Annotated in this window: 11 protein-coding genes; 10 read left to right on the top strand and 1 reads right to left on the bottom strand. The window is 59.8% G+C overall.

Going from position 1 to position 13,393, the window contains the following annotated elements; translation table 11 throughout:
* The first annotated feature begins 13 nt into the window (after nt 1-13).
* From accB to F8N43_RS26125, 10 genes are all read left to right on the top strand, one after another.
* The gene (accB, locus tag F8N43_RS26170) at nt 14-475 is read left to right on the top strand and encodes an acetyl-CoA carboxylase biotin carboxyl carrier protein (RefSeq protein WP_121733746.1); all 462 of its coding nucleotides are present in this window, start codon (nt 14-16) and stop codon (nt 473-475) included.
* A 17-nt stretch (nt 476-492) separates the two neighbouring features.
* Nucleotides 493-1,851: an acetyl-CoA carboxylase biotin carboxylase subunit gene (gene accC, locus F8N43_RS26165; protein WP_008153754.1), complete on the top strand. Its 1,359-nt coding sequence runs from the start codon at nt 493-495 to the stop codon at nt 1,849-1,851.
* Nucleotides 1,852-2,122: 271 nt separating this feature from the next.
* Nucleotides 2,123-3,001 (top strand): 50S ribosomal protein L11 methyltransferase, encoded by an 879-nt coding sequence (prmA, locus tag F8N43_RS26160; protein WP_150633365.1) that lies wholly within the window; start codon nt 2,123-2,125, stop codon nt 2,999-3,001.
* A 30-nt stretch (nt 3,002-3,031) separates the two neighbouring features.
* Complete coding sequence (locus tag F8N43_RS26155; protein WP_150654560.1) at nt 3,032-4,291, top strand: DUF3426 domain-containing protein; 1,260 nt, start codon at nt 3,032-3,034, stop codon at nt 4,289-4,291.
* Between the two features lie 185 nt (nt 4,292-4,476).
* The gene (gene dusB / locus F8N43_RS26150; RefSeq protein ID WP_150633367.1) at nt 4,477-5,487 is read left to right on the top strand and encodes a tRNA dihydrouridine synthase DusB; all 1,011 of its coding nucleotides are present in this window, start codon (nt 4,477-4,479) and stop codon (nt 5,485-5,487) included.
* Nucleotides 5,484-5,804, top strand: coding sequence for a DNA-binding transcriptional regulator Fis (fis, locus tag F8N43_RS26145; RefSeq protein WP_007907419.1), 321 nt, complete (start codon nt 5,484-5,486; stop codon nt 5,802-5,804). Before dusB ends, fis begins: the two co-directional genes overlap by 4 nt.
* 81 nt (nt 5,805-5,885) lie before the next feature.
* The gene (gene purH / locus F8N43_RS26140; RefSeq protein WP_150633368.1) at nt 5,886-7,493 is read left to right on the top strand and encodes a bifunctional phosphoribosylaminoimidazolecarboxamide formyltransferase/IMP cyclohydrolase; all 1,608 of its coding nucleotides are present in this window, start codon (nt 5,886-5,888) and stop codon (nt 7,491-7,493) included.
* 154 nt (nt 7,494-7,647) lie between these two features.
* On the top strand, nt 7,648-8,943 hold the full coding sequence (purD, locus tag F8N43_RS26135; protein ID WP_150633369.1) for a phosphoribosylamine--glycine ligase: 1,296 nt from the start codon (nt 7,648-7,650) through the stop codon (nt 8,941-8,943).
* 99 nt (nt 8,944-9,042) lie between these two features.
* The gene (locus tag F8N43_RS26130; RefSeq protein WP_150633370.1) at nt 9,043-11,820 is read left to right on the top strand and encodes a hybrid sensor histidine kinase/response regulator; all 2,778 of its coding nucleotides are present in this window, start codon (nt 9,043-9,045) and stop codon (nt 11,818-11,820) included.
* Between the two features lie 64 nt (nt 11,821-11,884).
* Entirely contained in the window at nt 11,885-12,481 is a 597-nt protein-coding gene (locus F8N43_RS26125; RefSeq protein ID WP_007937197.1) for a MarC family protein, read from the top strand.
* A gap of 51 nt (nt 12,482-12,532) precedes the next feature.
* On the opposite strand, the gene F8N43_RS26120 is transcribed toward F8N43_RS26125, so the two are convergent.
* Nucleotides 12,533-13,327 carry a hypothetical protein gene (locus F8N43_RS26120; protein ID WP_150654559.1) on the bottom strand — a complete coding sequence of 265 codons (795 nt, stop codon included), beginning with the start codon at nt 13,325-13,327 and terminating at the stop codon, nt 12,533-12,535.
* Nucleotides 13,328-13,393: the final 66 nt, after the last annotated feature.

Here is a 13,393-nt window from a genome sequence, read left to right as displayed (position 1 = left end):
GAGTTGATGATTCATGGATATCCGTAAAGTTAAGAAACTGATCGAACTGCTGGAAGAGTCCGGCATCGACGAGCTCGAGATCAAGGAAGGCGAAGAGTCCGTTCGCATCAGCCGCCATAGCAAGACTCCTGCTCAGCAGTACTACGCTCCGGCGCCAATGCACGCTCCGGCTCCAGCGCCTGCCGCTGCTGCCCCGGTTGCAGCTGCCGCTCCTGCTGCTCCGGCCGCGCCAGTCCTGAACGGCACCGTTGCCCGTTCGCCAATGGTCGGCACCTTCTATCGCAAATCTTCGCCAAGCTCGCCGTCCTTCGTTGAAGTCGGCCAGACCGTGAAGAAAGGCGACACCCTGTGCATCGTCGAAGCCATGAAGATGATGAACCACATCGAAGCTGAAACCAGCGGTGTGATCGAATCCATCCTCGTCGAAGACGGCCAGCCGGTTGAGTACGACCAACCGCTGTTCACCATCGTTTGAACCGCGGAGAAACTTTGATGACTGCGAAGTTGGAAAAAGTTCTGATCGCCAACCGCGGTGAGATCGCACTGCGGATTCTGCGTGCCTGCAAAGAGATGGGCATCAAGACCGTCGCCGTTTACTCCAAGGCTGACAAAGAGCTGATGCACCTGGGCCTGGCAGACGAATCCGTCTGCATTGGTCCGGCCTCGGCCGCCCATTCTTACCTGCACATCCCGGCAATCATTGCCGCGGCTGAAGTGACCGGCGCTACCGCCATTCACCCAGGCTACGGTTTCCTTGCGGAAAACGCTGATTTCGCTGAACAGGTCGAGAACTCCGGCTTCGCCTTCATTGGCCCGAAAGCCGACACCATTCGCCTGATGGGCGACAAGGTTTCGGCCAAGCACGCGATGATCGCTGCCGGCGTTCCAACCGTTCCGGGTTCTGACGGCCCGCTGCCGGAAGACGAAGAAACCGCTCTGCGCATCGGTCGCGAAGTCGGTTACCCGGTGATCATCAAAGCCGCTGGCGGCGGTGGTGGTCGCGGCATGCGCGTTGTGCATAAAGAAGAAGACCTGATCTCCTTCGCCAAACTGACCCGCACCGAAGCAGGCGCGGCGTTCGGCAACCCGATGGTCTACCTGGAAAAATTCCTGACCAACCCACGCCACGTGGAAGTTCAGGTGCTTTCCGACGGCCAGGGCCACGCCATCCATCTGGGCGACCGCGATTGCTCGCTGCAACGTCGTCACCAGAAGGTTCTCGAAGAAGCGCCGGCACCGGGCATCGACGAGAAAGCACGGGCTGAAGTCCTCGCACGCTGCGTTAAAGCGTGCATCGACATCAACTACCGCGGCGCGGGCACTTTCGAGTTCCTGTACGAGAACGGCGCGTTCTATTTCATCGAAATGAACACCCGCGTTCAGGTTGAGCACCCGGTTTCGGAAATGGTCACCGGCATCGACATCGTCAAGGAGATGCTCAGCATCGCCGCTGGCAACAAGCTGTCGTACACCCAGGAAGACGTCGTCATCCGCGGTCACGCGCTGGAATGCCGGATCAACGCCGAAGACCCGAAAACCTTCATGCCAAGCCCAGGCACGGTCAAGCATTTCCACGCTCCAGGCGGCAACGGCGTTCGCGTCGATTCGCACCTGTACAGCGGTTATGCCGTTCCGCCGAACTACGATTCGTTGATCGGCAAGCTGATCACCTACGGCGCAACCCGTGACGAAGCACTGGCGCGCATGCGCAATGCGCTGGACGAAATCGTTGTCGACGGGATCAAGACCAACATCCCGCTGCACCGCGATCTGGTCCGCGACGAAGGCTTCTGCAAAGGTGGGATCAACATCCACTACCTGGAACACAAGCTGGCTGGCGAAAAGCATTAAGCTTTAGCCCGATCAACAAAGCCGCCTTCGGGCGGCTTTGTTGTTTCTGGACATCTCATCAAACCTGCCCCCCTGCACAGTCCCTGTGGCAGCGAGCTTGCCCGCGAAGGCGTCGACACATCCAACATCAATGTGACAGACCGTCCGCTTTCGCGAGCAAGCTCGCCCCCACAGGTACAGTGGACTCCCACAAAACCTCCGCGCTCGCGTAAACTTGCGCGCTTCTCGCAGCCCGCTAGGCTGCAATCAATATTTTTCAAAGGTGCCCGCCATGCCTTGGCTGCAAGTCCGTCTCGCCATCAGCCCAGAACAAGCCGAAACCTACGAAGACGCGTTCCTTGAAGTGGGCGCCGTATCGGTGACTTTCATGGACGCCGAAGATCAGCCGATCTTCGAGCCGGAACTCAACACCACCCCGCTGTGGTCGCACACTCATCTGCTGGCCCTGTTCGAAGGTGGCACCGAAGCCGCCACCGTGCTGGCGCACCTTGAGTTGCTGACCGGCAGCCCGCTGCCCGAGCATCACAGCGAAGTCATCGAAGACCAGGATTGGGAACGCACCTGGATGGACGATTTCCAGCCAATGCGCTTCGGCCAGCGCCTGTGGATCGTGCCGAGCTGGCACGCGGCTCCCGAACCCGACGCCGTGAACATTCTGCTGGACCCTGGCCTCGCATTCGGCACCGGCACGCACCCGACCACCGCGCTGTGCCTGGAATGGCTCGACGGTCAGGACCTCAAAGACTGCAACGTGCTGGATTTCGGTTGCGGTTCGGGGATCCTGGCGATTGCCGCCCTGTTGCTGGGCGCCAAGGAAGCCGTCGGCACTGACATCGACGTGCAGGCGCTGGAAGCCTCACGCGATAACGCCGGTCGCAACAACATCGCCGAAGCGCTCTTCCCGCTGTATCTGCCGGAAGACCTGCCGCAGGTTCAGGCCGATGTGCTGGTGGCCAACATCCTCGCCGGCCCGCTGGTCTCCCTGGCCCCCCAACTGTCCAGCCTGGTCAAACCGGGCGGTCGTCTGGCGCTGTCGGGCATCCTCGCCGAACAAGGTGATGAAGTGGCCGCCGCCTACGCGCAGGACTTCGATCTGGACCCGATCGCCAATCGCGATGGCTGGGTGCGCATCACTGGCCGTCGGCGCTAGAATGGACGCCTGCATAATCCGGATCGCCGCATGACCGACAGCTTCGTCACCCAGTGCCCGCATTGCCAAACCAGCTTCCGCGTCAGCCATGCTCAATTGAGTGTGGCCCGTGGAGTGGTTCGTTGCGGCTCGTGCCTGCAGGTGTTCAACGCCGCCAAGCAACTGCTTGAGCAGGCGGGCAAGGAAGCGATCCTCCCGGTGGCTCCGGCCATCGTCGAGACCGCCGAGCCAGCCGAGCCAGAACCAAGGGCCATCAGCCAGAAGCAGTGGACTGCCGCTGAGCTGGACCTGGACAGCCTGGACCTGGATGAAGAACTCGCTCGCCTGGAACAGCGGGAAATCCAGCCGACCACCGAGTTCGGTCGCCACCGCGAAGACAGCCTGAGCGCCCGCAGGGACAGCGCCGAGCACGACGAAGCGCCATGGTCCGACAGCCTGTTCAGCGAATCGGCCGCCGATCGCGCGGAAGCGGCAGAAGCGGCGGAAGCGACCGAAGTCACCCTGACGCCGGAGCCGGCGATCGAGCCGAGCAGACCCGCGCGCACCGAGCCCTCGCTGTCCCTGGAGCCGGTAGAACTGGACGACGAGACGCTGCCGCCGCAACTGCGCCTGAACGATCCGCTCGACGCCCCGCTTCATCACGAACGCCTGTCCGCGACCGACGCCAGCGACGACATCGAAGACGACCTGCCGTCGATCGAGCCACTGCGCAAACGCCGCGAACGCAGCGAACCAGCGATGCGCGCCGAAGTGCTGCAAGACCTGACCGACGACCCGCTGCAACTCGATTGGCAAAAACGCCGCTCCCCCTGGGGCCGTCGGTTTTTCTGGTTGCTGCTGATCTTGCTCGGCGCTGGTGCGCTCGCGGGCCAGTACATCGCCTACCATTTTGATGAGCTGGCGCGCCAGGATCAGTACCGTCCGTGGTTTCAGCAGTTTTGCCCGCAAATCGGCTGCACCGTGCCGTCGAAAGTCGACATCGCGAAAATCAAGAGCAGCAACCTGGTGGTGCGCAGCCATCCGGAATTCAATGGCGCATTGGTGGTCGACGCGATCATCTACAACCGCGCGCCGTTCTCCCAGCCGTTCCCGCTGCTGGAGCTGCGTTTTGCCGACCTCAACGGTCACCTGATCGCCAGCCGTCGATTCAAACCCGGCGAGTACCTCAACGGCGATCTTGAAGGCATGGCCGAAATGCCACCACAAACACCGATCCACATCGCCCTGGATATCCTCGACCCAGGCGCCAAAGCCGTGAACTACAGCCTGAGCTTTCATTCACCCGAGTGAAACGGTTCAGTGCTACGGGTTTGACGGCACATTTCTGACAGAGACCGCTCATACCAAACTGCTGGCGATAACAGAATAACTGTTCAGATTTTGTTCAATTCAGCCTTTATCCAGTCATCGAGAGCGGGTATCATGCCAACCCTTTTTCGAACTCTCATGATCCGGCCCCACAACTGGAAAGCCCTATGTCGGCGGTACGCATCGGTCCATACACATTGCACAACGGCTTGATTCTCGCCCCCATGGCGGGTGTCACCGACCAACCTTTTCGTCAGCTGTGCAAGCGACTGGGCGCAGGACTTGTAGTCTCGGAAATGGTCACCAGCGACATGAGCTTGTGGAACACCCGCAAATCGCGCATGCGCATGATCCACGAAGGTGATCCCGAGCCACGCTCGGTGCAGATCGCCGGTGGCGATGCACAGATGCTGGCGGATGCGGCCCGGGCCAACGTCGAACTGGGCGCACAGATTATTGATATCAACATGGGCTGTCCGGCGAAGAAGGTCTGCAACAAGGCTGCCGGTTCTGCACTGTTGAAAGATGAAGCACTGGTGACCGAGATCCTGCAAGCCGTGGTGGCGGCAGTTGATGTGCCGGTTACCTTGAAGATCCGTACCGGCTGGGACCGGGACAACAAAAACGGTCTGACGGTGGCGAAGATCGCCGAGCAGGCAGGCATTACGGCGTTGGCGGTTCATGGCCGCACCCGTGCCGATCTGTACACCGGTGAAGCCGAGTACGACACCATCGCCGCGATCAAGCAGGCGGTGTCGATGCCGGTCTTCGCCAACGGCGACATCGATTCACCGGAGAAGGCCCGTTACGTGCTCGATGCGACCGGTGCCGATGGACTGTTGGTTGGACGGGCCGCCCAGGGGCGGCCATGGATTTTTCGTGAGATCGATCATTTTCTGCGTACCGGCGAAAAACTTCCGGCGCTGGAATTGATCGAGGTGGAACGCATTCTGCTAGAGCATCTGGCCGCACTGCACGTCTTCTATGGCGATGTCATGGGTGTCCGGATCGCTCGGAAGCATGTGGGCTGGTATCTCGCAACCTTGCCGGGCGCCAGGGAGTTTCGCGCCCACTTCAATCGTTTGGAAGATACGGAAGCACAATGCGCCAACGTTCAGGGCTTCTTCGCCGAACGTTACAAGAGCCTGACAGGGGACGGAGAAGAGGTGGCCGCATGACGATGATGACCGAGACTTTAGTGAGTGGAACAACACCCGTGAGCGACAACGTGAATTTGAAACAGCACCTCAACACGCCGAGCGAAGAAGGTCAGACCCTTCGCGGGAGTGTCGAGAAGGCGCTGCACAATTATTTCGCCCACCTTGAGGGCGCTGCCGTCACGGATGTGTACAACCTGGTGCTCTCCGAAGTCGAGGCGCCTCTGCTCGAGTGCGTGATGAACTACGTCAAGGGCAACCAGACCAAGGCCAGCGAGCTGCTCGGACTGAACCGGGGCACCCTGCGCAAAAAACTCAAGCAGTACGATTTGCTGTAAGCATTCAATCAAACCAGAAAGGCGCCCGCGTAAAAACGGTCGCCTTTTTTGCTGACTCCTTTGCTTTTGATGGAAATTGAAATGACCGACCAGACTACCCGCCTGCCGATCCGCCGCGCCTTGATCAGCGTTTCCGACAAGACCGGGATCCTCGAATTCGCCAAAGAGCTTGAAGCCCTCGGCGTCGAGATCCTCTCCACCGGCGGAACGTTCAAGCTACTGCGTGACAACGGCGTTGCCGCAGTGGAAGTCGCGGATTACACCGGTTTCGCAGAAATGATGGACGGTCGGGTGAAAACCCTGCACCCGAAAATCCACGGAGGGATCCTCGGTCGTCGCGGTATCGACGACGCGATCATGAACGAGCACGGCATCAAGCCGATCGATCTGGTGGCGGTCAACCTGTACCCGTTCGAAGCCACCATCAACAAGCCAGGCTGCGACCTGCCGACCGCCATCGAGAACATCGACATCGGCGGCCCGACCATGGTCCGTTCCGCAGCAAAAAACCATAAAGACGTGGCCATCGTGGTGAATGCCAGCGACTACGCCAACGTGCTGGAAAGCCTGAAGGCCGGCGGCCTGACCTACGCTCAGCGTTTCGACCTGATGCTCAAGGCCTTCGAACACACCGCCGCCTACGATGGCATGATCGCCAACTACATGGGCACCGTGAACCAGGCCGCTGACACCCTCAGCACCGAAGGTCGCAGCGAGTTCCCGCGCACCTTCAACAGCCAGTTCATCAAGGCTCAGGAAATGCGCTACGGCGAGAACCCGCACCAGAGCGCGGCGTTCTACGTTGAAGCCAAGCCTGCCGAAGTCGGCATCGCCACCGCGACCCAACTGCAAGGCAAAGAGCTGTCGTACAACAACGTGGCCGATACCGACGCCGCGCTGGAATGCGTGAAGAGCTTCGTCAAACCGGCCTGCGTGATCGTCAAGCACGCCAACCCGTGCGGCGTTGCCGTCAGCCCGGACGCCGAAGGCGGCATTCGTCAGGCTTACGAACTGGCCTACGCCACCGACACCGAATCCGCCTTCGGCGGCATCATCGCCTTCAACCGCGAACTGGATGCCGAGACCGCCAAGGCCATCGTCGAGCGTCAGTTCGTCGAAGTGATCATTGCCCCAAGCGTCAGCGAAGAAGCCCGCGCCATCGTCGCGGCAAAAGCCAACGTGCGTCTGCTGGCCTGCGGCGAGTGGTCGGCTGACCGCGCCGCTGCGTGGGACTACAAACGCGTCAACGGTGGCCTGCTGGTGCAGAGCCGCGACATCGGCATGATCGGTGCCGATGACCTGAAAGTCGTGACCAAGCGCGCTCCGACCGAACAGGAAATCCACGACCTGATCTTCGCCTGGAAAGTCGCCAAGTACGTCAAGTCCAACGCCATTGTCTACGCCAAGAACCGTCAGACCATTGGTGTCGGCGCGGGCCAGATGAGCCGTGTGAACTCCGCGCGCATTGCTGCGATCAAGGCAGAGCACGCCGGTTTGCAGGTCGCCGGCTCGGTCATGGCTTCCGATGCATTCTTCCCGTTCCGCGACGGTCTGGACAATGCGGCCAAGGTCGGCATCACTGCGGTGATCCAGCCAGGCGGCTCGATGCGTGATGCAGAAGTGATTGCAGCCGCTGATGAAGCTGGCATCGCCATGGTATTCACTGGCATGCGCCACTTCCGTCACTGATACGACGATCAACTGTGGGAGCTGGCCTGCCAGCGATAGCATCCCCTCCGTTTAGCTGATAAACCGAGTTGTTTGCATCGCCGGCAGGCCAGTTCCCACAGAAAAGCGTCCCTGCGGCGCTCAACAGAATTAGCGTCATCCGAGGTTTTTTGAAATGAATGTTTTGATCATTGGCAGCGGTGGCCGTGAACACGCCCTGGCCTGGAAAGTGGCTCAGGATCCGCGCGTGCAGACAGTTTTCGTGGCTCCGGGCAATGCCGGCACGGCCATTGAAGCCAAGTGCGAAAACGTCGCGATCGATGTGCTCGCACTGGAACAACTCGCCGACTTCGCCGAGAAGAACGTCTCCCTGACCATCGTCGGCCCGGAAGTGCCGCTGGTTGCCGGCGTCGTCGATCTGTTCCGCTCCCGTGGCCTGGACTGCTTCGGTCCGACCGCTGGCGCCGCTCAACTGGAAGGTTCGAAAGCCTTCACCAAGGATTTCCTGGCACGCCACAAGATCCCGACCGCCGACTACCAGAACTTCACCGAGATCGAGCCAGCGCTGGCTTATCTGCGTGAAAAAGGCGCGCCGATCGTGATCAAGGCCGATGGCCTGGCTGCCGGTAAAGGCGTGATCGTTGCCATGACGTTGGCCGAAGCCGAAGACGCCGTACGCGACATGCTCGCGGGTAACGCGTTTGGCGACGCCGGTTCGCGCGTGGTCATCGAAGAATTCCTCGACGGCGAAGAAGCCAGCTTCATCGTCATGGTCGACGGCAAGAACGTACTGCCGATGGCCACCAGCCAGGACCACAAACGTGTCGGCGACGGCGACACAGGGCCGAACACCGGCGGCATGGGTGCTTACTCCCCTGCCCCGGTCGTCACCAGCGAAGTGCACAAGCGCGTCATGGACCTCGTGATCTGGCCAACCGTGCGCGGCATGGCCGAGGAAGGCAATGTTTACACGGGTTTCCTGTATGCCGGCCTGATGATCGACAAGGCTGGTAACCCAAAAGTCATCGAATTCAACTGCCGTTTCGGCGACCCTGAGACCCAACCGGTTATGCTGCGCTTGCAGTCGAGCCTGGTATTGCTGGTCGAGGCGGCCCTGGCGCAAGCGCTGGACAAGGTCGAAGCCCAATGGGATCCACGTCCGAGCGTCGGTATTGTTTTGGCGGCAGGCGGCTATCCTGGCGACTACGCTAAAGGCGTCGCCATCAACGGTCTGGATGCAGCCGCCGCGCTGGAAGGCAAAGTCTTCCACGCCGGTACGGCGCTCAAGGACGGTCAAGTGGTGACGGCCGGTGGACGGGTGCTTTGCGCCACCGCCATGGGTGCCAGCGTCGATGCTGCTCAGCAGCAGGCTTACAAGCTGGCCGCGAAGATTGACTGGGAAGGCTGCTTCTATCGCAAGGACATTGGCTACCGCGCCATTGCCCGTGAGCGTGGCGAAAGTCAGGAATAAACGATCCATTCGGCAGGGCTTGGGATTCAGGCCCTTGCCGGACTATTCCAGCGCCGCGCATAGTTATATTCTGGCATCAACCTACGAAGGGATTTCGCCGTGCGCTGGCTCAGGATTGCCATAGGTTTCACAGTCACGCTGCTGACGCTGCTCTGCATGCTCCCGGCCCAGGCCGCGCAAGGCAGTGGCTGGGCGCTATTGCTCGACGAACAGGGCGACCTGCAGCTCAGCGACATCCGTTCCGCTCGTTTCACCAATCAATTCAGCCCCATCGAACTCGAACGCCTCACCGCAGCCGAACCCGGTGGTGCGTTATGGCTGCGCTTCAGGCTGGCGCCCGGCAAGCATGAGCAATTGCTGCGGGTGTTCGCTCCTGACCTGTCGCACCTCAATCTTTATGTGCTGGACGGCGACAAGCTGATCGAGCAATTGAACACCGGCACCGAACAGCCTCAGGCAGAACGGCCGCTACCCAACAGCGACTTCATGTTGCCGTTGCCGCAAAGCGACAAACCCCTCGACGTTTACCTGCGCCTGGTGTCCGAACACCAGATGCGGCCTTACATCACCCTGCAATCGGCAATCATGACCGCGGCCAATCAGAGCCAGACGCTGATCTACGGTCTGCTGTTCGGCTGCATCGGGATGCTGATCCTGCACAACCTGATCCGTTACGCCTACACCCGGTCGCGCAGCAGCCTGTGGCTGGCGGGTTGTGAAGCGTTGTTGATGATCAGCCTGGCGCTGCTGCTGAACCTCGCGGGCCCATGGTTGCCGGACTGGCATGCGCTGCAAACGCCCGGCGCTTACCTTGCCCTGTTGCTGACCGCGCCGTGCGGGCTGATGTTCGCCTACCGATTCTTCGCCCCGCTCGGCCCGCACCCGCTGAACAAGCTGCTGCTGGGCGACATCCTGTTCATTGTGGCTTGTGGCCTGCTGCTGCTGTTCGTCAACACGTTGCCGCTGAACATCATCACCTACGCGCTGGTCGCCCTCGCAGGCCTGACGATGTTGTTCGTCAGCGCCTGGCATTGGCAAAAAGGCTATCGCCCGGCCCGGCTGTTCGTCGCCGCCATGGTGGTGTTCAACGTCGGCACGCTGATTATCCTGCCGGCGCTGCTCGGCCTCACGCTGGTAGAACCGCAAGGCCTGATCGTTGCCCTGCTGGTGTTCATTTGCATCAGCGGCCTGCTGATGAGCATTGCCCTGAGCGAACGCCAACGCAGCATCACCGAAGACCGGTTCAGCGTCAGCCGCGATCTGGCCGCCAGCAATGCCGAGATCAATGCCAAGGCCGAGTTCCTGGCGAAGATCAGTCATGAAATCCGTACCCCGATGAATGGTGTACTGGGCATGACCGAACTGTTGCTGGGCACGCCACTTTCGGTCAAACAACGCGATTATGTACAAACCATTCACAGCGCCGGCAATGAACTGCTGACCCTGATCAACGAGATTCTCGACATCTCCAAGCTCGAGTCCGGGCAGATCGAGCTGGACGATGTGCAGTTCGATCTCAATGCGCTGATCGAAGACTGCCTGAGCATCTTCCGCGCCAAGGCCGAACAGCAGAACGTCGAGCTGATCAGCTTTATCCAGCCGCAAGTGCCGCGGGTCATCAGCGGTGACCCGACGCGCCTGCGTCAGACCCTGCTGAGCCTGTTGGAAAACGCCCTGAAGAAAACCGACGAAGGCGAGATCCTGATCGTTGTCGCCCTCGACGAGCGCACGGCCAAACCGCGTTTACGCATTGCCGTACAGGACAGCGGCGAGCCGATGGACGCCGAAGAACGTGACGCGCTGATGCACGCCGAACTGCACAGCAAGAACTTCCTCTCGGCCACCCGCCTGGGCGGCAACCTGGGACTGGTGATTGCCCGTCAGTTGATTCGTCTGATGCAAGGGGAGTTCGGCATCAAGAGTGGCACCAACCAGGGCAGCACCTTATGGCTGACCTTGCCGCTGGACCCCGACCGCCTTGAACACCCGACCTCCGACCTCGATGGCCCGCTGCAAGGCGCACGGGTGTTGGTGGTGGACGACAACGACACCTGCCGCAAGGTACTGGTGCAACAGTGCAGCGCCTGGGGCCTGAATGTCAGCGCGGTCCCGTCCGGCAAGGAAGCCTTGGCGCTGCTGCGTACCAAGGCTCACCTGCGCGACTACTTCGACGTGGTCCTGCTGGACCAGAACATGCCCGGCATGACCGGCATGCAACTGGCGGCCAAGATCAAGGAAGACCCGAGCCTTAACCACGACATCCTGCTGATCATGCTCACGGGCATCAGCAATGCGCCGAGCAAGATCATCGCGCGCAACTCCGGCATCAAACGCATCCTCGCCAAACCGGTAGCCGGCTACACCCTGAAGACCACACTGGCGGATGAGCTGAATCAGCGCAACAAGGGCCTCGCGGTCTCGCAGTTCCCACCCACCGGCACGACCCTGCCGATCAAGGTTCCCAACGACTTCCGCATCCTGGTGGCCGAAGACAACAGTATCTCGACCAAGGTGATACGCGGCATGCTGGGCAAACTCAACCTGCAACCGGACACCGCCAGCAATGGCGAAGAAGCCCTGCAGGCCATGAAAGCCCAACGTTACGACCTGGTGTTGATGGATTGCGAAATGCCGATCCTGGACGGTTTCTCGGCCACCCAGCAATTACGTGCCTGGGAAGTCAGCAACCAACGGGTTCGCACCCCGGTGGTGGCGTTGACCGCACACATCCTCGCCGAGCACAAAGAGCGTGCACGTCAGGCCGGAATGGACGGCCACATGGCCAAACCGGTTGAACTGTCGCAGTTGCGCGAGCTGATCGAACATTGGGTTGCCCAGCGCGATCAGCAACAACGGACGGCAACGCAACCGTCCTGAGCCGACAGACCCCGCAACGCCTGATAGACTCCCCCACGACTTCTCTCGCCAGTGAGCCTGCACCATGCTCCACGTGTTGTTCAGCGTTTACCTGAAGATGCTGGTGCTCTATAGCCCGTTCTTCGTGTTGTCCTGCTTCATCAGCCTGACCCGCGGTTATTCGCGCAAGGAGCAACGACGACTGGCCTGGAAAGTGGCGACGGCCACCCTGGTTTCCAGTGTCTTGCTGTACTTGTTCGGACGGGTCATTTTCAGTGTTTTCGGCATCACCGTGGACGCGTTCCGCATCGGTGCCGGCAGCGTACTGTTCATCTCGGCGCTGGGCATGGCCCAGGGCAAATCGGCGGTCCAGACCGATAACGTGCAGCAGGACGTCACCATCGTCCCGTTGACCATTCCGCTGACCGTCGGCCCCGGCACCATCGGCGCCTTGCTGGTGATGGGCGTGAGCCAGCCCCACTGGGATGACAAACTCACCGCCATCCTCAGCATTGCCCTGGCCAGCTTCACCGTCGGTGTGGTGCTTTACCTGTCGAACCGCATCGAGAGAATCCTCGGCGACCAGGGCTTGCAGATTGTCAGCCGGTTGATGGGGTTGTTTGTGTGTGCACTGGCAGCACAAATCATCTTCACTGGCGTCAAAGGGTACCTGGTGCCTTAGTGCCAACCCGCAACAGAAAGCCAGAGGCTGATTGCCTCTGGCGGCCGGGCGTCATTTCACCGGCGCAAATTCCATGAAAACGGCCTCTCTGAGTTCATCAAGGTACTTGATGCACTCAGCCTCTTTCCTCGAGTCTTCCTCGTGAATGGTAAAGTGCGCCTTACCTTGAAAGATCGGAAGCTCAGAACTATCCCACTCCACAAAAAGAACTTTTGCATTATTGTCCAATGAGTCGTAACGGACCGTCGCCACGGCCATTGTTACTTCAGCTTCTTCGTCTTGCTTGCAAACGGACACGCCAAAGTTGCCACCACTGGCCTCAGTAGCATGACGCTCAAAAAGCTTGACCGCCTTAGGTTGTTTTTTTAGCGCATCCATGGTCTTGTCGGCGACAGCTTTCAACGCATTCGCGGCAGTACCCGCCAGGCCACCGGCCACAGAATGAACAATATCCAGCGCTACATTATCCAGCGTCAACTTGGCGGAGGTGGACTTGTATTGGGTAAAGGCACTGTGATATTCGGTCCAGCCCGTGGCAAACATCAGCTTTTTAAAACACTCGTATCGGGCAAGTTTCTCGTCTTTAGCAGGAAACAGCACTTTTGAAGCGATATCGGCATACGCGTACGTATTTTTTACGATGCGTTTGTTACGCCTCGACATCCCGTCCAAGAAGCCAACCACACCGCTGCCCATGATCGCGGCATTCATTTCATCCCGATCAAACGGCAACTTTACTGCAGAGCGCGCCTGGATCTTCGGGCCGGTATATTTAAGCTTGGCCCGACACTGCTCAAGACATTGATCAAAATAAAGACTGGCCTCTGCTTCATTCATTTTATTCATTTCGTTAAACCTTAAATTCAAATATATAGAAAAGCCGAACTGGCCCTGTCAAAAAACTATCGTACT

Source organism: Pseudomonas fluorescens (genome assembly GCF_902498065.1).
GTDB classification, from domain to species: domain Bacteria; phylum Pseudomonadota; class Gammaproteobacteria; order Pseudomonadales; family Pseudomonadaceae; genus Aquipseudomonas; species Aquipseudomonas fluorescens_BJ.
The sequence above is the reverse complement of the archived record's forward strand: the minus strand, read 5'-3'. Positions and strand labels throughout refer to the sequence as shown.